This window comes from Hymenobacter sp. GOD-10R, assembly GCF_035609205.1.
Taxonomy (GTDB): Bacteria; Bacteroidota; Bacteroidia; order Cytophagales; family Hymenobacteraceae; genus Hymenobacter.
Window position 1 is genome coordinate 6,564,814 of the sequence record NZ_CP141184.1, and the last position, 21,199, is coordinate 6,586,012.

The window sequence follows — 21,199 nt, forward strand, 5'->3', positions numbered from 1 at the left end:
CTAGGTAGCAGAATCGTCGCTGACACCAGCGCTAGCAAACGACGCCATTTCGTTGAGGAAACTCACGGCCGCCTGCACCAGCGAATAGGCCAGCGCACAACCCGTGCCTTCGCCCAACCGCAGCCCAAGGCGCAACAACGGCTCACCACCTAGCTCCTCTAGCAGCAGCCGGTGCCCCTGCTCGCCCGACTCGTGGCAGAACACGCAGTAAGCTAGAATATTAGGAGCTAGTCGAGCAGCCACCAGCAGCGCCGAGGTGGCAATAAAGCCATCAATAAGTAGCAGCATCTGATGCTCAGCGGCCCGCAACAACGCCCCACACATCTGCGCGATTTCAAAGCCACCGAAGGTCGCCAGCGCGGTCAACGGATCGGAGCCGACCGTTGGATAGGCGGCTACGGCGTTGGTCAGGATGGAGAGCTTGCGAGCTACGCCGGCTTCGTCAAGTCCGGTGCCGCGTCCCACGCACGCAGCCAGCGGCTGGCACGTGAGCAGGTGCATCAGCACGGCGGCCGACGACGTATTCCCAATACCCATCTCGCCCACACCCAGCACATTGCAGCCCCTGGCGTGTAGCTCATCGGCGAGGCGGGCACCGCGCTGAAGGGCATCAGCACACTGCGCGGCCGTCATGGCAGGCATGTGCGCGAAGTTCTGGGTGCCCTCCGCCATCTTTTCGTTGCGCACTGAGGCTAGGTCGGCAAAGCTGCCCCGCACGCCGGCATCCACGATGGTCAGGCCAAGCCCATTCTGGCGGCAAAATACGTTGATGGCCGCGCCACCCTGCGCGAAGTTGCGCACCATTTGGTGCGTCACCTCGGGTGGGTACTGGCTCACGCCGGATTGCGCAACGCCGTGGTCGGCGGCAAACACCGCCACGTGCGGGCGGCGCAGCTCCGGAGTCAGCGTTTGCTGCACCAGCGCAATTTGATAAGCGAGGGTTTCCAGTTGCCCGAGCGCGCCGAGCGGTTTGGTTTTGGTGTCAATCTTCTGCGCAATGGCCGCGGCCAAACCTAGGTCAGGCGCAGTGATATTCCAAGTGTTCACGCGGCAGGTTCGTCGGCAGGTGTGGGAGTAGCCGTGTCAGGAGCAGCAGGCTCTTCGGCTTTTTTAAAGCGTTTATAAAGAAACAGTTGCCACTTTTCCTCGGCCACACCAGCCTTGTCCATTTCGGCGCGCGACAACGTGAAGAACAGGTCCGAGAGACGGTTGATGTAGGCCGGAATAGCCGGATGCACCTCGTCCTCAGCCATCAGGGTCACGAGGCGCCGCTCGCCCCGGCGCATCTGGGTGCGCACCACGTGGCAGAGGGCCGATATTTCGTTGCCACCAGGCAGCAGAAAGTAGTCGGAGGGCGAAGTCATCTGGCCTTCCAGCGCATCAATCCACTCCTCGCAAAACTGCGCGCCGTCTTCCGGCATCGGGTTCGGGTTGATTTTCTTGGCCGTGGAAGGCCGCGCCAAGTGCGACATCATATCCATCAAATCTTTTTGAATTCGGTGGAGGTTGGGCTGCCAGGCGTGGTCGGCACCTAGCTTCACGCGCAGCAAACCTAGGGTCGAGTTGGCCTCGTCGAGGGTGCCGAAGCATTCCACCCGCACATCATCCTTGGATACGCGCTGACCGCCGAACAGGCCGGTGGTACCGTTGTCGCCTTTCTTGGTGTATATCTTCATAAAATCTTTGTCAATCAAAAGGTTACTTTATTGTTAGCGGCAACCCCGACACCATAAAGATGGCGTGGTCGGCGCGCTGGGCAATGTGCTGGTTCAGCCAGCCTTGGAGGTCCGTGAACTTACGACCTGCTTCGTTTGATGCGTGCAAGCCCATCCCGATTTCATTGGAGATAACCAGCAACGTGCAATCTTGCTTTACCAGCTCATCAAATTCAGCTGTTGCTTGGCGTAGGGATTCGGCGACGTCGTAGTTGGTATCGGTGAAGAAGTTGGTGAGCCAGAGCGTCACGCAATCGAGCACGACGGTACGGCCAATCAGGTTGAGGCGGCTTAGGTACTTTTCTTCCTCTAGGGTCGTCCAGCGCTCATCACGGTCGGCCACGTGCCGGGCGATGCGCTGGCGGTGGTCGTCGTCCCAAGCCCGCGACGTAGCTAGGTACACCGGGCTAGGGCTGAGCTGCAAGGCTAAGTCCTGCGCGTAACGGCTTTTACCCGAGCGCTGTCCGCCGGAGATGTAGTAGAGCATAGGGAAATAAAAGTCAGCAGGTCAGCTTAACGTGTGTAGCAAATGGTGTTTCTGGAGTCTTCCGTCTCTCTTGAACGTCATGCTGAGCTTGCCGAAGCATCTCGCGTGCGATGGTAACTCCAAATGTCAGGGTTTACCACGGCACGCGAGATGCTTCGGCAAGCTCAGCATGACGTTCTTTTAATGGCATTCACATAACCTAGGTAGCCTGCTTGCAGCTCGCAAGTTCTTAGAAATTGATAGAGTACCGACCCGAGATATTACGGCCAGGCAAGTTATAACCACGCTTCTCGTAGTAGTTCTCGTTCGTTAGATTGTTCACTAGCAGCGAGATGGTGTGCTTGCCCGCGAAAGTATAGCCAGCCGAAAAGTCGAGGGTCATGTAGCGCGGATAGGTGATTTGAGGCGACTTAACATCCGTAAAGTCGGTGTCCTTGCGGTAGCCCGCATAGTGCCCGGTTAGGCGAGCATTCAGGCCATTCTCCGTGCTGCCATACGTCACGCCGTAGTTGCCGCTCAGCTTGGCCACATTGAAAATATCCCGCTTTGTTTGGGAGTTATCGAGGTTGTTGGTGATGTCTTCGGCCTTGAAGATGCGGGTGCCGCCGGCAAAGACGCGGAGCGAGTAGCGGTTATCGGCGAGTGCGCCGAAGTCATAACCTAGCTCGGTTTCCAGGCCGCGAATCTGGCTGTCGTTGGCATTCACGTAGGTTGTGCGCGAAGCAACGGTGTAGCCTTCCGGGGTTGTCTCGCCTGCGGGGTTCGTGGTGCGGGTGGTGATGCGGTTACGTACCTGCGTAGCGAAGTAGGTTACGTCGGCAGAGAAGCCGGTGGTCGGGCGGCCGAAGCGCACGCCGGCGTCCCAGGTCACGCTGTTCTCGTTCTTCAGATCGGCATTGCCTTGCGTGATAGATACTTGCTTCGTGGCATTGGGACTAGTCTGGGAATAGCCGGCCACGTTGTAGGCATCTGGGGTCACGTAGGCGCGGCCGATGGTGGCGTGCGCCCGCAGGCCATCTAATAGCTCGTATTGGGCGCCGAGGCTAGGGCTGAAGAAGGGGTTGGTGGTTTTGCCGGGCGTGAACGAAGTGAGCAGGTCGGTTTGCTTCACGTTGTAGGTGATGAAATCGTAGCGCACGCCGGGCGTCACGATCAGCTTATCCTCCAGCAAGCTCAGTTGACCTTGGGCGTAAATGCCGGTCGTGTTCAGCTCGTAGTTAGGGTTGAACGGAGCTAGGTTGGCGCCGGTAGCATTGTAGCGTAGCGAGTTGCTGGTCGCCTCATTGTGGTCGAGGCCCACCGTGATGCTCTGCCGGCCTAGCTTGATAATGTCCTTTACCTGAAGACCTTTCCACAAGTACTGGCTCTGAAAGGAGCGGTACGGCGCGATGGGTGTGTTGCCGGTATAGAGGGTGTTGTTGTTGTTCGTCTCCTTGGAAGTGTAGGCGCGCACCAATAGCTGGTGGTGGTCGTAGTCGGCTGTTACGCCCACGTCGAGGTTTGCACGCTCAATATCCTTGGTGGTGTTGCCTAGGTCTCCGTAGTACACATCATTGGGTGACTGCACATTGCGCGCCACGAAGGACTCGCCACGCACGTCGAGGCGCCAGTGCTGACTGAGCTGGTAGCCCAAGCGCAACGCTCCCGAGTAGTAGTTGAGCTTAGTATAGCGGCGGCGCTGCCCGTCGGCGCGCTTGTCGTCGGTGCTCAGCGAGGTGCCGTCGGCGTACAGCTTGGTGGCTTCCGCACCGTCGAGCTCGCGGCGGAAGAGGCCCTTTTTACCTAGCTTATAATCCTGAGCGCGGTCGAACATCGAGAAGGACAGGTCGAAATCGAGCTTCTCGGTGATGTTGCCGCCGGTTGCGCCGCCTAGCTTAACAGTTTGGTAGCTACCATATTCCGTGAACAGCGACGAGCGCACTGCCCCGCGCGACTGGCGCGTAATCACGTTTACCACGCCGCCCATGGCCTGCGAGCCATAGAGCGCCGAGGCGGGCCCTTTCAGCACTTCAATTTGCTGCACGCTACCTAGGTCAAGCGTGGCGAGGTTGGTGGTACCAGCAGGTCGGCCATCGACGAGCAGCAGCGCCCGTTGGTTCAGACCACTGCTCTGGGGCCGGAAGCCCCGAATGCCCACGCCTGCCAGCAATCCTGGGTACTGAATTACATCTACTGAAGCATTCTTCTTCAGCACGTCCGTAAACTCCTGGTAGGGCGTGGCGCGCAGATCCTTCTGCGTGATAACCTGAATCTGCTGGGGTAGTTTCGCACGCTCCGCACCCGAACGGGTGGCCGTCACCACGACCTCGCCCAACCGCTGCCGATTCAGCGTGTCGGCCAGTACCTGCGCCTGCGCGCCTTGCAGCGTGCCCACGAGAAGCACTGTACCCAACATGAGCTTGATCTCAATGCGAGTAGCTGTGTGATGGCGGCGTAAACGTTTTTTCTTCATGAGTTTTGCCGGGAAAGCCGGCCAGGGGAAAGTGAAAAAGAATGCTGGCTAACAGCCACTTGGTTGCGGGTAGATGGGTTGGTCTTACGCTGGAAGTCGGGCCAAAATGCGCCGGGCAACACACCTAGGTCGGGCAGGGCACGCAGGGGAAAAGGCGCGCAAACCGCATCAAAAGCTAGGCTGGCGGGGCTTACTGAACTGGCTTGTAGTAGTAGAGTTGCCACTTGGGCAGTAGCTCGGGGTGCAGGATCTTAATCAGATCCGACAGCACCACGTCGGGGTGCACGGCGCCCGATTCCCAGTAGTCGTTGGAGCCCTGCGCGTTCGTGCGCTTGTTATTGTTGTAGAGCCGATTGTTTTTGAACGGGGCGAAGGCTGCGTAGCGCGTATCCTGGGCCGTGATGTCGGTCTTAGTGTTGGCCGAGCCGGTTTGTAGCCAATAGTCGGCACTGAGCGCTACAGGCGACACCGTTTCAAACGAAAGGGCGAGGCTGCCTTGGGGCGATTTGGTCTTATCCCAGGCATAGGTGGTGCCCGCGTCGCGCAGAAATTGCGCCATGTAGCTGTCCATATCCGGCACGTGCCACACGTCCTTAAACGGCAGACCCACAATTACTTTCGGCTTCTTGGCGGCTTTCTGACCGAGGGCGGCTAGGCGCTGGTAGTCGCGCACCACTTGGCCAAACTTCTGGTTGACCAAGTCTTCCTTGTTGAGCAAGGCAGCCATCACCTTCACCCACTCCGCCCGACCTAGGGGCGTCGACTCGACCCACTCGGAGTTGATCATCACGGGCACGCCGGCTGCTTGCAGGGTTTGAAAGCGGCTGAGACCTTGACCAGGCCACCCGGTGCTCATCACTAAGTCGGGGTGCTGAGCGATAAGCAGCTCATTATTAAGCTCCCGGCCCTGCCCGGCATTGATGATCTTGCCCTCGGCAATGCGCTGCCGCACCCGCGGGGCCGAAGCGTATTTGAAGTCGCCTAAGCCGACAATCACATCGTCGGCCCCTAGGAAATCGGCCAGTGCCACGTGCATTGACGATAGCGCCACCAAGCTGCGAATAGGCGTTTGAATGACAACCGCATCGGTGTAGCCGGCCGGGCGAGTAACGCCCCGGGGCACCAGCAAATAGCGCGTCGCCGTCGTTTTCTGCTCGAAAGGACTCAGGATGGTTATTACCTTACAACCACCTACGTAGCTGATGGTAAAGCCTTTGGCAAATTGAACCGTCGTTCGTCCGCGCACAGCGGACGTCGCTACCGCTTTGGCAGCGGGGCGAGCCGGCGCAACTTGGCTGTAGCCAGGCAACGAAGCCAGCAACAGCCCCGCCAGTGCGGAGCGGCGGAAAAGAGAAAAAATGGACGGTCTCCCAGCCGAGCCGGGAGCAAACAAGGAGTAGAGCATGGTACAACGAGCCTTTCTGCCGAAAGCTGTGACTGTATGTTGCAAGCGGCAGGTCTTCTGACTTCCCCGCCCGTCGATGGCCTTCCCGTTTCAGGCTGAAACAGTGGCCCGTAAGGTATCGACGGGGTTTTGAGGGGGTTACAGCAGCGGAGACTGTCCCGGATTCACACCGGATTCCCTTTTAAAGTCGTTCCGCACCGCGGAAACGACTACCAATTGCGCTAGCAAAAGTAGGCAAAAAATGTTGCCGCTGAGTATTTAGCCCGTCTAAGAGCTAGGTTGCAACTACCTTGCGCACGAAAGCAACGCGCTCAACGACGGGCACTTTGGGCAAATCGAGCACCGTGAAACCTAGGTCCTGGTACGTGCGGCGCAAGGCGTGGTAGAGCGCCTGAGCCTCACCGAAGGTCTGCCAGCGCTCGGCATCGTTCACGTAGATTTCCGCCCACGGCGGGGCCAGCAACACCGGCGAAGCGTACGGGTGCGTGGCTGCTGCGGTGTAGTACGCCGGCGGCACTGACAAGCCTGCAACTAGCATGTAGCCAATAACATCCGGAATACCTCGATCAAAAAAGGTGGTGCGGTTGGCTTGGCTGGCGGCTTGGTGCTGCGCCACCATTCGGGCTAGGGCTAGCTCCGCAAAACCAGCTAGGTTGCGCCACGGTACTTGGTCGGTGCCGAGCGCGACTTGCTCGCGAATGAGTTGGCGCGACACCTCATCGGCAGTTCCGAAGCCCACTTGCTGCAAGGCCGTCAGCAGCGTTGTTTTGCCAGCCCCAGGGCCGCCCGAAATCACGTAAAGCGGCATTCTTATTTTGTAATTAAACGCTCAAAAATACAATCGTGTCCCATTCTTCCCCGAAACCGCAGTTCCTGATTGCTGCCCCCAGCAGTGGGAGCGGCAAAACCACCCTTACGCTTGGGCTGCTGCGGGCATTGGCGCGACGCGGCTTGCGGGTGCAGCCCTTCAAGTGCGGCCCCGATTACCTTGACACGCACCACCACACTCAGGCCGCCGGCCGACCTAGCCTCAACCTCGACCTGTATATGGCATCGGTGGAGCACGCGCAAGCCACCTACGCCCGCTACACTGCCCCCGCCGATGTGGCAGTGGTGGAAGGCGTGATGGGCCTCTTCGACGGGGCCACCCGCATGCAAGGCAGCGCCGCCGATGTAGCTGAGCAGCTTGGTATTCCGGTTATTTTGGTGGTCAATGCCAAAGCCATGGCGTATTCAGTGGCGCCGCTGCTGTTTGGGTTCAAGAACTTTTACCCGGGCATTCGGCTAGTGGGCGCCATTTTCAACTTTGTGAACACCGCTTCGCACTTCCAATTTCTGCGCGAAGCCTGTGAGGATGTGGGCGTCGAGGTACTGGGCTATCTACCTAATAATCCAGCGTTTGCCATTCCATCGCGCCACCTAGGTTTGTCGATTGACGCGGAGGTTCAGTACGAGGCCATCGTGGAAGCCTTAGCCGACGCCTTGCCCCAAACCATCGACCTCGACCGCCTGCTGACCGTGACGAACACCGCTGCTCCCACGTGGGTACCTACCGTGCCGTCCGCCCTAAGTCTCCAACCACGCCGCATAGCCGTCGCCCGCGACGAGGCGTTTACCTTCACTTACCTTCAAAACCTAGATGCGCTACAGGAGCTAGGCGAAGTGACGTACTTCAGCCCCCTAGCTGACGCTGCCTTGCCTGCTGATACCGATTTCCTGTACTTGCCCGGCGGCTACCCCGAGCTGTTTGCCGAAGCGCTGAGCGCCAACCTCAGCATGCGCGCCAGCATTGCCGCGTATTGCGCCGCGGGCGGCACTGCCTACGCCGAGTGCGGCGGCCTGATGTACCTAGGCCGCACCCTCACCGATGCCCAGGGCCAGACCCTCCCCATGACAAACGTGCTGCCCTGCACCACTTCGATGCAGCAAGCTAAACTCACCCTAGGTTACCGAGCCTTGGAGTGGAAGGGCTTGAAAATCAAAGGCCATGAGTTTCACTACTCTACTTTGGAAGATCAAGGTTTGATCCCAGCAGCCGTGCAGATTACTAACGCTAAAGGTGCCGACGTACCGGTGCAGGTGTACCGCCATGGCAACGTATGGGCTTCTTATGTGCACCTTTATTGGGGCGAAAACCGAACATTTATAGAACACTTGGTAACCAACGCCTTAACGTCGGCGCCACCAGAATAACCCCATAATGCCGGCCACCACCACGGCACAAACGGCGTGATTAAGCCTAGCTACCCGCTCGATTTCAGTGGGCGCAATTGGGCGAGGGTTGTTGCCGATGTAGGGCTTGGGCACCAGTTCGCCATGGTAATAGTTCGGCCCGCCGAAGCGGCAGTTAAGCACGCCCGCCAGCGCCGCTTCCGGGTAGCCGGCATTAGGGCTTTTGTGCTGATTACCATAACGCAAGATGAACTGAAAGCCGCGCCTGCTACCGCCAAGCGCCGCTAGCAGCACCGCTGTGAGGCGAGCCGGCACTAGGTTCGCTACGTCATCAAGGCGGGCGGCTAGCTTGCCAAACTGCTCGTAACGTGGGCTGCGGTAGCCCACCATCGAGTCGAGGGTGTTCACCATTTTGTAGGCCATCAGGCCGGGTACGCCCGCCAAAGCGTAATAGAAAAGTGGCGCTACCACCCCATCGCTGAGGTTTTCGGCCAGGCTCTCGAACACGGCGGTGCGAATCTGCTGGGCATCAAGCTGGGTGGTGTCGCGTCCTACGATGCGGGCTAGCTGCTGGCGGCCAGCTTCCACTCCTTTCTCGTCGAGGGCGGTAAACACAGCTCGACCCTCGCGCACCAAGCCCGTATTCGCTAGGCCATAGAACACCCAAACGCTATTAACAGCCACCGCCACGCCGAAAGGTAGCCGACGCAACAGCTTGTCCAGCAACGTAAAGGTGCCAAACGTACCGACCACGAGGCTCCCGGCCAGCACGGCACCTTTGGCGAAGCGATAAGGCCCCTGATTGAGCTGCCGCTCGCCCGCCGCGATGAGCGTACCATAGGTTCGTACGGGGTGCGGCAAGCCCTCGGGGTCGGCCAGCAGCAAATCGAGCGCATAGCCGAGGGCGAGCGGCGGAGCTAGGTGCGTGAAGCGGTCCATGCAGCTAAAGCGTTTATGAGCAGTTGATTATCAGCGGCGCTTCGGGTGCCGATGCGAAAATGCGCCGGCGTGAGCCCCCGAAAATTGGCAGCGTCGCGAATGAGCAAGCCGTGCTGCGCAAGCAGCCAGTGCTTCAACTCGGCGGCGGTGCCGTGGCGAGTGGCAGCCAGGAAGTAATGGGTATGGCTGGGGAAGACGTGGATGCCTAGGTTTTGCGCCAGCGCGGCAGCTAGCTTTTCCTTGTCGGCTAACAGCTGAGCAATAGGCGGTTGCACTTTGGTGTAGTGCGCAAACAGGAAGCGGCCAGCCGCCACAGCTAGCGCATTCACGGCCCACGGTGCTTTGTGCTGCGTAAGTCGCGTCACTAGTTTCGCTGAGCCTAGCACGTAGCCGAGCCGCAAACCGGGAATAGCGTAGGCTTTCGTGAGCGAACGAAGAATCAGCAGGTTATCAAACTGACTCAGCAACGGAATGGCGCTATCGATGCTAGTGGTAAACTCGATGAATGCTTCATCGAGCACAAAAACCGTGTTCGGATTGCTTGTTAGCAAGGCTCTTAGCACCTCGAGTGTCAGCACGCTACCCGTTGGGTTGTTGGGGTTGCAGATGAAGATCAACTCGCTATCAATCAGCGTGTCGGCTTGCAGATCTTCCCACGCTACGAAGCGCAGCTGGTGATGGTGGAGGCGACAGGCATCTTCGTACTCGGCGAAGGCAGGCGTGAGGATGGTGCTGCGCTGCCGTGCCCAGGCCTGCGCTACGAGGTAGATGCTCTCGGTGGTGCCGCTGCTAATGAGCACTTGGGTTGGGGCCACGCCGTGGTGGGCCGCCACCTGTGCCGCTAGGCTCTCGGCTAGGACTTCGGGGTAGCGATTCACCGTGGGCCACTGCGCAAAAACGTATTCTTTCAAGCCCGCGGGCTCGCCGCCGTACCACACGTTGGTGCTGAAATCGGCTACTACGTGCTGAGAGTGGCGGTATGCGTCGTCGCCGTGACCGTGTAGCATGCGCGTTAGGGTTGCAGGGCCGCGTAAATCTGCGCCATGTCTACGTTTGCGCGGATAAGCGCGGCCAACCGGTCGAATTGCTGCTGCTTGAAAGCAGCGAAATCGAGCGGCGCAACTTGCGTCGTGGCATAAGGCGCTAGCAAATAATCGATTACAGCTGCATTGTCGAGAATGCCGTGCAAGTACGTGCCCCAGCAGCGCGGACTAACGGCATAGCCATCCAGCGTGCCGTCGGCTAGGGTAGCCACGGGCTGTGCGTGACCTTCGGGAGTCGTTTGGCCCATGTGAATCTCGTAGCCCTGGCAGGTACCGGGCGCATCCAGAAAAGCAAACTGCCGCTGTTGGGTCGTCTTCTCGCCTTGCAGTACCGTGCGCACGGGCAGCAGACCTAGGCCGGCCGTAGCCGCTACCTGGCTTTCCACGCCATCGGGGTCTTCTACTGAACGACCTAGCATTTGGTACCCTCCACAGATGCCTACCACCGTTTTGCCAGCGCGCTGTGCCTGCACAATAGCCGCAGCTAGACCGTTGTTTTTCAAGGCTATCAGATCGTCGATGGTGTTCTTGCTGCCGGGCAGAATGATAATGTCGGCGCTCAGTAAGTCGGCGGGGTTGTGGGTGTAGAACAGATGCACCCGCGCATCATGCGCTAAGGCGTCGAAGTCGGTGAAGTTCGACATGCGCCCGAGCAGTACCACGGCCACTTGCACTCGGTCGGCAGCGCCAGGGCTCATTTGCTTGCGCGCCAAGGTCACGGAGTCTTCTTCCTCCAGGAATATGTCGCGGAAGTACGGGAGCACCCCCACCACCGGTACGCCGGTCAGGTCTTGGAGCTGCTGGCGGCCGTCGTCAAACAAGCGCGCATCGCCCCGAAACTTATTGATAATAACACCTTTAATACAGGCTTTTTCTTCCGGCTCCAGCAAAGCTAGGGTGCCGTACACGCTGCCAAACACGCCGCCCTTATCGATGTCGGCAATGAGGTACGTGGCGGCCCCAGCGTGGCGGGCCATGCGCAAGTTGGTGATGTCGCGCTTCTTGAGATTCAGCTCCGAGATGCTGCCCGCGCCTTCCAGCACTACCGGCGAATAGCTAGCCGCGAGGCGGTCGAAAGCCTGAGTTGCGGCTTCGAAGAGGGCGAGGCGGTCGTTAGCGCGGAAGTATTCGTAGGCCGACTGCGTGCCAATGGGCCGGCCGTTAAGTACCACCTGGGAAGCCTGGTCGGAGGTAGGCTTGAGTAGCACCGGGTTCATATCAACGTGGCAGGGCACACCGGCCGCTTCCGCCTGCATGGCCTGCGCCCGTCCGATTTCTAAGCCTTCGGGCGTGGCGTAGCTATTCAACGACATGTTCTGGGCCTTGAACGGCGCCGGATGGTAGCCATCTTGCCGGAAGATGCGGCAAAAACCAGCCGTGATAATGCTCTTGCCTACGTCGGACGCGGTGCCGACAAACATAATAGGACGAAGCATGAGCTATTGCGGGCGTTAGAGGGGAGTGAGCTGCAAAAGTACCCGCTCTTGCCCAGACGACCGCTAGCAACCTCTTTTGCGTCGCATAAGCGTCAACAGGCAAGAAGCTATTTTCACTATACTAAGGCCACCATTCAGCCGTTGAGCCATCACCTTGGGCTGCTTGCAACCAACTGGCTATGAGCAAGCATCTTCTATCCAACCTAGTCTGCTTATCCTCCACCTTTATCCATACCCTATGCGCTTATCTTTCCTGACTATCAGCTTGCTCCTGGGCGCAAGTGCTGCCAGTGCCCAAGCGCCCACGCCGCGCACCGTGCAGAACCTGGAAACTTTCACACGGCTCTACGGCTACGTGCGCTACTTCCACCCCAGCGACGAAGCCGCCGCCATCGACTGGGACAAGTTCGCGGTGCTGGGTGCCCAACGCGTGGAGCAAGCACAAACCGAGGCGGAGTTGAAGAAAACGCTGCTAGGCCTTTTTCAACCCATAGCGCCCACGCTTCAGCTAATTCCGGCGGGCAAAACTTACCTCTTCAAAGCCAAGGACATTACACCTCCTACCTTGAAAGGCTACGAAGTAATTAGCTGGCAGCATCAGGGGATGGGGCAAGGCAACGCCCAGAGCCCATACCACAGCCGCCGCACGCACCGACCGGAGCCATTGAAAGACCCGGCCGCGCGGTCTACTTTTGGTACCCTCACCAAAGCGGTAGATGCCACGCCGTACCGCGGTAAATCGTTCCGCTACACGGCTTTAGTACGCAATACGTCCCCGCAAGATGGGCCTGGCGCCTTGTGGGCTCGCGTCGATTTGCCTTACAAAGGAGTGGGGTTTTTCGACAATATGGTTGACCGGCCTATTCAGAGCAAAGAGTGGGCAGAGTACGAAATAAAAGGTACCATCGACCCACAGGCAACTTTTCTGTATTTCGGGTCCATGCTCATCGGCAGCGGGCAGATTCAGGTAGATAACATGCAGGTAGCGGTGCAGGAGGATGGCGCATGGAAAACCGTATTTGCTACTGGCTTTGAAGAAGATGAAGTAAAACAATATCCACGCAGTATCTCCGGCCAAGCTAATACGAGCCGCTTTGTTGCGAACAATAGTAACGACGCCTACTCTTTCTTAGTCAGCGCTACGGATGCTGCCCAGGAAAAGCACAGCGTCGTTATTCGCTCCCTCGATAAAGTCGAAGCGCAAAATGAGAACTTCATTGTGGCAGGCAAGGCGCTGTTTCCGCAACAGGCTCAAATTGGCGAAGTCGTGCAGGAAGACCTAGGTAGCGGCTTGCGGTGTGTGCTTCCGTTGGCCTTATACGGCACCAAAGACGCTACCTTCCCGGCAGCTGACAACGCCGCGCTGGAAGCACTGCAAACGGAGCTGAATCAGCTCACTCCTAGCCGGTTCACCGGCAACGACCGCGCCGTACGTCTCGCCGACGTAGTCATCACCTGGAACGTCTTCCAACATTTTTATCCTTACTTCGCCGTCACCAATTCCAACTGGCCAACGGCACTGCCAGAAGCGCTACGAGCCGCGTATCCCGACCAATCGGAGGCAGACAATTTGAAAGTCTTGCAGCGCCTTACGGCCCACCTGCACGACGGCCACGTGCGGGTAAGCCCACCGGCGCGCAGCAACAACTACCGGTACTTGCCTATTCGGTGGGAATGGGTACAAAATCAATTGATTATCACGCACGTAGCCAACGACTCACTTGGCGTGCAGCGCGGCGATATTGTTACAATGATTAATGGGCAGCCAGCGGCGATGTACTTCCGCGAGGCGGAGCAGTACATCTCGGCGGCCACGCCGGGCTGGTTGCACTACCGCGCCGCTTTCGAAACCTTGATGGGCCCGCCTAATGCTTCGCTAGCTTTGCAAGTGCAGCGACCGAACGGTGAAAGCCAACCTGTTACACTTCATTTCAATAAGAGCGGCTTGCGAAATAATGAGAGCACCCACCCCATGTCGCGGCTCATTTCACCCTCGGTGTACTACCTGAACCTGGACCGAATTCCGATGGATGCCATCAACGAGCTGCTGCCGGAGCTAGCCAAGATGAAAACCATCATCTGCGACCTACGCGGGTATCCGAAAGGCAACCATCCGTTAATCAGTCACTTACTTTCCGGTCCGGACACCGCCGCGCATTGGATGCGCGTGCCTAGGTTTATCTATCCCGACCAGAAAAAGGTAGCTGGCTACGACAATATGGGCTGGGCCATGAAACCGAGTAAGCCACACCTGTCGGCCCGCATCATCTTCATCACCGATGGGAGCGCCATCAGCTACGCCGAGAGCTACATGGGCTTTATTGAGGGCTACAAGCTAGCTACCATTATTGGGCAACCAACGGCGGGTACCAATGGCAACATCAACCCTTTCACGTTGCCCGGCAACTACAGCATCTCCTGGACCGGCATGGAAGTGCGCAAACACGATGGTAGTCAGCACCATGGCGTGGGCATCAAGCCAAATATCTACCTAGAGAAGACCATCCAGGGCGTGCGCGAGGGTCGCGACGAGTTTCTGGAAAAAGCCATTGAGCTGGCCAAGGCAAACTAGCCCGGGTGGCACAACTTCGTACATCCGTCGGGCCAAGCCTTGCGTAGTATCCAGGTAGTCAGCGCCCGCTCACGGGCCGACTCACGCAAATACCTAGGTAATTGGCACTTTCCATACTCGTCAATCATGGCTAAGAAACCCACGAACAGCAATAAAAAGAAAAACGACCCCGACAAAAAGGCCCGTGTGCACAAGGAGCTGGAGGGTTTTGAAATAAAGGTGAACCCGCTAGGCGAAATCACCTCCACCTACTCTATTGAGGAGGTCAACTCCTTCCTGAACCGCCACGTGCGCGACAAGAAGCTCGTGAACCGCGACGGGCAGTTTGGCGAGAAGATCGAGGAAGACGACGAGTTTCCACTGGAAGAAGGTGCCCCCGAACCCGAAGAATCGGACGAGGATTTCATGCGCCGCACGAGTAAAGAGGCGAAGAAATCGAAGAAGGGTGACCCAGATCCGGCCGCCGAAGCCGCCGACACCACGGCGGAGTTGCCCGAGGAATAAGCTAGGTTATGGCGTGGGCATTACGCTCCGCACAAAGCAGAACGGCTGTAGCACGAAACTCCTATTTCGCGCTACAGCCGTTTTACGTCAAAATCAGTTGCAGTTTCTTATACTTGGAGCGCAAATTTTCCACTACAATCCTTCCCCCAATCATGCGCTCCCACGATGTCGATTACAAGATCCTTGGCAATGATATTCAAGTACTTGAAGTTGAGTTAGACCCTAACGAAACGGTAGTTGCCGAAGCCGGCGCTATGGTGTACATGGACGAAGCCATTGCCTTCGAAACTAAGATGGGCGACGGCTCGGAACCCGACCAAAGCGTGCTGGGCAAGCTGTTCTCGGCGGGCACCCGCCTGATTACGGGTGAGTCGCTGTTCATGACGCACTTCACGCACCGGGGCGGCTATGGCAAAAGCCGGGTGGCCTTCTCGGCGCCCTATCCTGGCACCATCATTCCAATCGACCTAGATACCATGCCCAATGGTCTCATCGTGCAAAAGGACGGTTTCTTGGCGGCGGCTAAGGGTACCAAAATGGCCATACACTTTAACCAGCGCTTAGGAGCAGGCTTCTTTGGCGGCGAAGGGTTTATTCTGCAAAAGCTCACCGGCGACGGCAAGGCTTTTATTCATGCCGGGGGCACCATCATCGAGAAGCGCCTAAACAACGAGCTACTACGCGTGGACACGGGCTGCGTGGTGGCCTTTGAGCCCGGTATCGACTTCAGCGTGGCGCGGGCTGGGGGCTTAAAGTCGATGATCTTCGGGGGCGAAGGCCTCTTACTAGCTACGCTGCGTGGCACCGGCCGGGTGTGGCTCCAGTCGATGCCCGTGAAGAAGCTGATTCAGGCGCTGATGCCCAACGGCAGCAACGCCAACAAAGAAAGCGGCAGCGTGCTCGGCAACATGGTCAGCGGCATATTCGACGAGTAAAGCGCCGCAGGCTAGGCGGGCAGCTGCACCACAAATTCGGTGTAGCGGCCTAGCTCCGACTCGACCAGCAGTTGCCCGCCATGCCCTTGCGTCACGATATCGTAGCTCAGCGACAGACCTAGGCCGGTGCCCTGGCCGGTAGGCTTGGTGGTGAAGAAGGGTTGGAAAATCTTCTGGCGCACCGGCTCCGGGATGCCCGTGCCGTTGTCGCGCACTCGAATTTCGATGTGGTCGGCGTCTTGGCGGGTTTGCACGCTTACTTGTGGTTTGTAGGTGGTGCCTTCCTGTTGGCTGCGCTGCTGCGTGGCATAGAAAGCGTTGGAAAATAGATTCACCAGCACCCGCCCAATGTCCTGCGGCACCACCGAAACCTTGTCTAGTTTCTCAGCAAAATCAGTTTGCAGGTCGCACACAAAGCTTTTGTCCTTGGACCGCACGCCCTGGTAAGCCAGGCGCAAGTACTCGTCGGTGAGTACGTTGAGTTTGGTAGGTTGCTTGGCGCCGGAGCCATGGTTGCTATGGGCAAGCATGCCGCGCACAATAGCATCAGCGCGGCGGCCGTGGTGGTTGATTTTGTGCAGATTCTCCCGAATGTCAGTGTACAGGTCCTGCTCTAACTCTATGTCGCGCTCCGGTTGCTGCTGGGCTTCTTCCAGTTCAGCGAGCAGCTCAGCGGATACCTCGGCGAAGTTGTTGACGAAGTTCAGAGGGTTTTGAATCTCGTGGGCAATGCCCGCCGTCAGCTCGCCTAGACTCGCCATTTTTTCTTTCTGAATGAGTTGAGCCTGCGCGCCTTTTAGCTCTACCAGGGTGCGGTCGAGGGCGTCACGTTGTCCGGCAATCTGCTCATTTTTCTCGTTGAGGCGGCGATTAGCGCGCTGCTTCAGGAGCACGTTGCGCCAGAGCAGTCCCGCCACCAGCACTACGCTACCTAGGCCAGCCAGCAACCCGTAAAGCTGCTGGCGCTGGCGGACGCTTTGCTGATCTTGCAGTTGCCGCGTTTTGGTAAGCAGGGCAATCTGGGCCTGTTTTTTATCCAGCTCATAGCCGTAGCGTAGGGCGGTGGTTTGGCGCTGGGTTTGTTCGCCCGCCAGCGTGTCGTTGTAGGCTAGGTACTGCCCCTGGTAACGGTAAGCGGGGGCAAACTCGCGGCGCTCGGCGTAGGCTTGGGCCAACACCAAGCTAACATCGCGCATGTTTTCTTTGCTGCGCGTCTGCCGGGCTCGTTCCAGGCTTTTACTGGCCAGCGCGATGGCGCTATCGGGCTGGTGCACGGCCTGATACACTTGGGCCAATAGCAGTTCGGCGAAGGGCAGGCTGTAGTTATCTTTTCCGGCAACGGCGCGGGCATAGGCGCGCAACCCATGAAAACGAGCCTGCTGGTAGTTGCCTTGCAGCCGGTACACATCGGCCATATTTATCTCGTCAATCGTCCTATTTACGTCGTCGTGCTCTCCGATGGCCAGCTGCTGAGCCCGTTCAAAGTAGTGCAGCGCCGGAGCCCAATTTTTCTGCTTGGTATAGAGCGTACCTAGTGCGTTCTGCATGACCATCATCACCTGTTTGTCACCGGCTTGTTCTCCATTTTTCAGGGCAGCTTGCAGAATGGGCAAAGCAGCTTTATAATCTTCCAGATTCAGGTAAATAGAGCCTAAAGTGGCCTGCAATCGTCGTTTGGTTTGGGCATCATTGGCTTGCTCGGCCAATGGAATACCTTGCTGCGCCGCCACGATGGCCGACGCATTGTTGCCCTGCATCATCTCGATCAGCATCAGTTCCAAGCAGCTTTCGCCCTGACCACGCCAGTTTCGGATGTGCGCAAACACTTGCTGCGCTTCTCTAACGTGGCGCCGCGCCTGTTCGTAATCAGCTTCTCGGCGGGCAATAGTACCGAGCCAGAGCAATGCCCGGCCCTCACCTCTCGTATAGTGTAGGTCTTGGCTAAGCGTCAAGGCTTGTTTGATGGAGGCGCGGGCCTGCGCAGGGTCGGTGGCTGTCAGTACCTGCCCTAGCTTCTGAAGCCGTCGGACCCGCATCGTGTCGAGTTTGGTCTGAGTCTGCAACAATTGGCGGAGACTATCTACTATAGGCGTAGGCTTTTGAGCGTGCGCCGCAAGAACGCCAACCAATAACCACACGCTTATGAATACCAAGCAAGATTTCATCGCAGCAATGGCTAGCTAAATATGAAGGACTATAGCTTTCTACAACTAGGTCTGGAGGAACGTAGCTCAAGCAACCTGCACCGCCACCTCGTAGTAGTCGATGGTCGGGGTGCCGTCGAAGCAGGGCGCCAGATGATTGAACACCGCCTGAAGCGATTCGCTAGACTCGGCGGCCTCGCGGTTCTCTTCGTTGTCCCACAAAATCACGGCTAGGCATTTGTTATTTTCAGTGTTGGTTAGGAAGCGGCTGGTCACATAACCGGGCTGTTGTTTGAGCACCGGCCCAACTTCGTTTTGGTAGAGATCAATGGCTTGGGGAGCAGTACCAGCCTTGAGCAAGACTTGAAAAATTCGCGCGTACAACATAGGTAAGGTATGAGAAGATGACGATTAAAACAATGATCTTATTAGTCCGGGAGTGCTAGCATTCATCTGTAAATCAGAGCATTTAACCTGCATAACTCCAGCCAAACGGCTTATTTTCAGCTTTAGCTTCGACACCTTGCTAGTTCGCAACTACACCTAGGTTGAAAAGCACTCTGTCGCGAAGATTGCCGGCCAGCGACTTTGCCGCCCGGCACCCCAATCGACTTCTTTACTTGATGAGCACAAAGCACTGCGTCAGCACTTAACCCTTGGTGCCAAGTAGTCGGCAGGAATAAACGCCAGCGGGTAGTAGTGTACCTTAGTCTACTCCCTCCCCAGCCCCACCGCTATTCTTTATCTCCCTGTTGGAGCCTGAAACTGCGTTTGTAGTCAGAACAATGCCCTGGTCCGCGCCAACAGTGCCGTGCGTGTACACACCGACGGCAGCACGATAATCGGTTTCCGTGTGTTGAAAACCGCTGCGCGAAATGGGGAGCTGATACCGCGCTTGCGCCGGCGCCAAGTGAGCCGAAGAGCGCAGGCTTGGGACGTGAGCTTGCAGGGCTGTCGATTGCCCGAGCAGCAAACTTAGCAGGGGTAAGAACACCAACCTCCATGGTCGACGAATTTGCAGAAGTTGGTAGTTCATATAGATTCAAAACGGTGATATGGGCGTGCAGCAGATCCGAATTGCCCTAGGTTGTCAGCAGACATTCATTTGATTAAAACACTACTAATCAGCTACTATTCTCTTCTTTTGATCAAAAGTACTTTCTCCTTTTGCTACGGCGCAACCCAAGACATACCCCTAAACAGGGGGGATGACCTAGCTTTTTCGTTGCTGCTCCAAGGTGAGAAAGCCTTTGGCGCCAAAAGAGCCGGACGTTCACTGACCTCCGGCTCTTCTAACCTCACTTAGTAGCGCTATGGTGGGTAAGGCGTACTCAGTAAGCTCCTCAATTAATTAGTCAAAATTAACTTGATTTTGTACACATTTGCAAGCTAACGCATACCCCTAAACAGGATGTATGGTATTTTTTTGTCCCCCCTGTTTAGGGGTATGCGTTGGCTTGCACCCCGCGGCGTTGCCCCCGACCTTTACTCCTGGCTCCCGTACTTTTTCCCGCTCCTTTTTGCCAATGACAACCCTGCGCCTGGCCATTATTGAAGACGATCCCACTGTGCGCCAGCTGCTGCACGGCTATCTGTGCCGCCAACCTGAGTTTGAGTGCGTGCTGGTGGCCGGTTCGGTCGAGGCGTTCTTGCAGCAACTACCGGAGCTGCTAGCTCCACCCCAGCTCGTGCTGCTCGACATTGGCTTGCCCGGCCTGAGTGGCATTCAGGCCCTGCCCGTGCTGCGTCGCCAGCTGCCCGAGGCCGACTTCGTGATGCAGACCGTGTTCGAGGATACCGACCGCATCTATCAGGCCCTGTGCGCCGGGGCCACAGGCTACCTGCTCAAGAGCACGCCCCCCGCCGAAATCAAAGCCGCCCTGCTCGACGTTGCCCGCGGCGGCGCACCCATGAGCCGGGCGGTGGCGCGTAAGGTGCTAGGCTACTTCAAACCTAGCCCCACCGCCCCCACCACCGACCTCACCCCGCGCGAGCGACAGGTGCTGGAAGGCTTGGTAGATGGCCTAAGCGAAAAGCAAGTAGCCACGCGCCTCGACCTAGCCCCCCAAACGGTACACTCCTACATCAAGCAGCTCTACCGTAAGCTGCACGTGCGCAGCCGCGCTGAACTCGTGCGGCACTCCCTACGCGACGGATCGTCTATATGAGTGTGACCAGAAGCTAGGCAGCACTCGGGGTTCTTCTGCTTTCGGCTACCCATTACCCACCCCGCACGGGCTAGCTACCGTTTTGATCGTCATGATATTAGGTAAGCAAACTGTCGCGGTATGGCACGCGCAGACTTACCCGCCAGCCTCCTTCCGGCGCAGGCCCGGCCGTGAGTTGCCCGCCCAGCAGCTCGGCCCGGCGTTGCATGTTGCGCAGCCCCATCCCAGATCCGTTCGTGGTAGAAGGCCGCGCTACGGTGCCATCGTTATACACTACCAGCGTGAGGGCAGCGCCTTGACGCTGGAGCGCCAGCGTGAGGGTAGTAGCCGTAGGTGCGTGGCGCACGGCATTGGTAATGGCCTCTTTGGCAATTAGATACAGTTGCTGCCGTAAGGCTGGGCTCAGGGAGAGGGTATCCGGCAGATCATGGATGGTGAGCGTTGCGTGCAACCCCGCGGCTTTGGCAGTAGCGTCGAGGTGGTCGTGGAGCCGGTCGCGCAGGGCCCCGAGTGTGTCGGCGCTGGCATCGATGCTCCACACTACGTCGCGCATCATGGTCAGGGCGGCCCGGCTATCGAGCAGCAGGTCGTGCATGTCGGCGCGCAGCACGTCGGCGGAGCTAGGTTCTTGGAGCAGCTCGGCGCGCAGGTTTACGCGTGTAAGCAAGGCGCCCACCTCGTCGTGCAGGTCGGCGGCAATGCGGGTGCGCAACCTAGCTTCGCGTAGCACTCGCTGGCCGCGCAGCTTTTGCAACCCGACGCCGGCACCCACCAACACGCCCGCGGCACTGAGCAGCACCAACGGGTGCTGCCACCATGGGCGCGCCACCTCCACCCGCAAGCGGTGCTTGACCGTGCGTCGGCCCGCCGGGGTTTGGCCCCACACAGCCAGCGTGTAAGCCCCCGGCGCTAGTCCGCGTAGGCGCAGGTGCCGGCTGGTTTGCTGTACGACGGTAGTATCCACGCCATCATCAGTGGGCAACAGCTGGTAGAAGAAGCGGTTGAGCGCCGGGGCGCGAAAGTCGTCTAAGGCTAGGTTGTAGCCGGCTTCGGCTATGTCATTGGTGAGAGTCAGCGGCTCGACGGCGGCGCGCGCCAGGCGTGGCTGAGCCGGCTTTCCTCCTTCTGCTTGTGCCGTGAGCAGTAGCTGGGGCCCCCGCTCGACTTTACTAGTGGCGGCGGTGGCCTCCACCCGAAATACGCCCCCCACCCCTCCGAAGAAAAAGG

General features: G+C 58.2%; 19 protein-coding genes and 1 riboswitch. Of the genes, 5 read left to right on the forward strand and 14 right to left on the reverse strand.

Annotated features, from left to right (window positions below; translation table 11 throughout):
• The 7 genes from cobT to SD425_RS25935 form a co-directional block, all read right to left on the reverse strand.
• Window positions 1-1,047, reverse strand: coding sequence for a nicotinate-nucleotide--dimethylbenzimidazole phosphoribosyltransferase (gene cobT, locus SD425_RS25905; protein ID WP_324673799.1), 1,047 nt, complete (start codon window positions 1,045-1,047; stop codon window positions 1-3).
• Window positions 1,044-1,676, reverse strand: coding sequence for a cob(I)yrinic acid a,c-diamide adenosyltransferase (locus SD425_RS25910; protein WP_324673801.1), 633 nt, complete (start codon window positions 1,674-1,676; stop codon window positions 1,044-1,046). Before SD425_RS25910 ends, cobT begins: the two co-directional genes overlap by 4 nt.
• A gap of 22 nt (window positions 1,677-1,698) precedes the next feature.
• A complete protein-coding gene (locus SD425_RS25915) occupies window positions 1,699-2,202 on the reverse strand; it encodes a bifunctional adenosylcobinamide kinase/adenosylcobinamide-phosphate guanylyltransferase (RefSeq protein ID WP_324673803.1) in 504 nt (167 codons plus the stop codon).
• A gap of 229 nt (window positions 2,203-2,431) precedes the next feature.
• Window positions 2,432-4,654: a TonB-dependent receptor gene (locus SD425_RS25920; RefSeq protein WP_324673805.1), complete on the reverse strand. Its 2,223-nt coding sequence runs from the start codon at window positions 4,652-4,654 to the stop codon at window positions 2,432-2,434.
• Window positions 4,651-4,878 (reverse strand): hypothetical protein, encoded by a 228-nt coding sequence (locus SD425_RS25925; protein WP_324673807.1) that lies wholly within the window; start codon window positions 4,876-4,878, stop codon window positions 4,651-4,653. Before SD425_RS25925 ends, SD425_RS25920 begins: the two co-directional genes overlap by 4 nt.
• The gene (locus tag SD425_RS25930; RefSeq protein ID WP_324673809.1) at window positions 4,845-6,059 is read right to left on the reverse strand and encodes an ABC transporter substrate-binding protein; all 1,215 of its coding nucleotides are present in this window, start codon (window positions 6,057-6,059) and stop codon (window positions 4,845-4,847) included. The genes SD425_RS25925 and SD425_RS25930 overlap by 34 nt, the downstream gene beginning before the upstream one ends.
• 29 nt (window positions 6,060-6,088) lie before the next feature.
• Window positions 6,089-6,291: riboswitch (cobalamin riboswitch) on the reverse strand.
• Window positions 6,292-6,333: 42 nt separating this feature from the next.
• Window positions 6,334-6,867: an AAA family ATPase gene (locus SD425_RS25935; RefSeq protein WP_324673811.1), complete on the reverse strand. Its 534-nt coding sequence runs from the start codon at window positions 6,865-6,867 to the stop codon at window positions 6,334-6,336.
• Between the two features lie 35 nt (window positions 6,868-6,902).
• Here SD425_RS25935 and SD425_RS25940 point away from each other — a divergent pair, with 35 nt between their 5' ends.
• Complete coding sequence (locus tag SD425_RS25940; RefSeq protein WP_324673813.1) at window positions 6,903-8,252, forward strand: cobyrinate a,c-diamide synthase; 1,350 nt, start codon at window positions 6,903-6,905, stop codon at window positions 8,250-8,252.
• On the opposite strand, the gene cbiB is transcribed toward SD425_RS25940, so the two are convergent.
• Genes cbiB through SD425_RS25955 form a run of 3 tightly spaced genes read right to left on the reverse strand, consistent with a single transcriptional unit; the run spans window position 8,229 to window position 11,649 of the window.
• Window positions 8,229-9,170, reverse strand: coding sequence for an adenosylcobinamide-phosphate synthase CbiB (cbiB, locus tag SD425_RS25945; RefSeq protein ID WP_324673815.1), 942 nt, complete (start codon window positions 9,168-9,170; stop codon window positions 8,229-8,231). The genes SD425_RS25940 and cbiB overlap by 24 nt on opposite strands.
• Window positions 9,149-10,177, reverse strand: coding sequence for a pyridoxal phosphate-dependent aminotransferase (locus tag SD425_RS25950; RefSeq protein ID WP_324673817.1), 1,029 nt, complete (start codon window positions 10,175-10,177; stop codon window positions 9,149-9,151). The genes cbiB and SD425_RS25950 overlap by 22 nt, the downstream gene beginning before the upstream one ends.
• A 5-nt stretch (window positions 10,178-10,182) precedes the next feature.
• Window positions 10,183-11,649 carry a cobyric acid synthase gene (locus tag SD425_RS25955; protein WP_324673819.1) on the reverse strand — a complete coding sequence of 489 codons (1,467 nt, stop codon included), beginning with the start codon at window positions 11,647-11,649 and terminating at the stop codon, window positions 10,183-10,185.
• Between the two features lie 238 nt (window positions 11,650-11,887).
• Here SD425_RS25955 and SD425_RS25960 point away from each other — a divergent pair, with 238 nt between their 5' ends.
• From SD425_RS25960 to SD425_RS25970, 3 genes are all read left to right on the forward strand, one after another.
• Complete coding sequence (locus SD425_RS25960) at window positions 11,888-14,221, forward strand: S41 family peptidase (RefSeq protein WP_324673821.1); 2,334 nt, start codon at window positions 11,888-11,890, stop codon at window positions 14,219-14,221.
• Between the two features lie 126 nt (window positions 14,222-14,347).
• On the forward strand, window positions 14,348-14,725 hold the full coding sequence (locus SD425_RS25965) for a hypothetical protein (protein ID WP_324673823.1): 378 nt from the start codon (window positions 14,348-14,350) through the stop codon (window positions 14,723-14,725).
• A gap of 152 nt (window positions 14,726-14,877) precedes the next feature.
• Window positions 14,878-15,660, forward strand: a complete 783-nt coding sequence (locus tag SD425_RS25970; protein ID WP_324673825.1) for a TIGR00266 family protein — start codon at window positions 14,878-14,880, stop codon at window positions 15,658-15,660.
• Between the two features lie 11 nt (window positions 15,661-15,671).
• On the opposite strand, the gene SD425_RS25975 is transcribed toward SD425_RS25970, so the two are convergent.
• From SD425_RS25975 to SD425_RS25985, 3 genes are all read right to left on the reverse strand, one after another.
• Window positions 15,672-17,726: an ATP-binding protein gene (locus SD425_RS25975; protein WP_324673827.1), complete on the reverse strand. Its 2,055-nt coding sequence runs from the start codon at window positions 17,724-17,726 to the stop codon at window positions 15,672-15,674.
• Between the two features lie 165 nt (window positions 17,727-17,891).
• Window positions 17,892-18,191, reverse strand: coding sequence for an antibiotic biosynthesis monooxygenase family protein (locus SD425_RS25980; protein WP_324673829.1), 300 nt, complete (start codon window positions 18,189-18,191; stop codon window positions 17,892-17,894).
• A gap of 319 nt (window positions 18,192-18,510) precedes the next feature.
• Window positions 18,511-18,840 (reverse strand): hypothetical protein, encoded by a 330-nt coding sequence (locus SD425_RS25985; RefSeq protein WP_324673831.1) that lies wholly within the window; start codon window positions 18,838-18,840, stop codon window positions 18,511-18,513.
• Between the two features lie 490 nt (window positions 18,841-19,330).
• Here SD425_RS25985 and SD425_RS25990 point away from each other — a divergent pair, with 490 nt between their 5' ends.
• On the forward strand, window positions 19,331-19,972 hold the full coding sequence (locus SD425_RS25990; protein WP_324673833.1) for a response regulator transcription factor: 642 nt from the start codon (window positions 19,331-19,333) through the stop codon (window positions 19,970-19,972).
• 97 nt (window positions 19,973-20,069) lie between these two features.
• Here the strand turns inward: SD425_RS25990 and SD425_RS25995 are convergent, their stop codons facing one another.
• Window positions 20,070-21,182, reverse strand: coding sequence for a sensor histidine kinase (locus tag SD425_RS25995; RefSeq protein ID WP_324673834.1), 1,113 nt, complete (start codon window positions 21,180-21,182; stop codon window positions 20,070-20,072).
• Window positions 21,183-21,199: the final 17 nt, after the last annotated feature.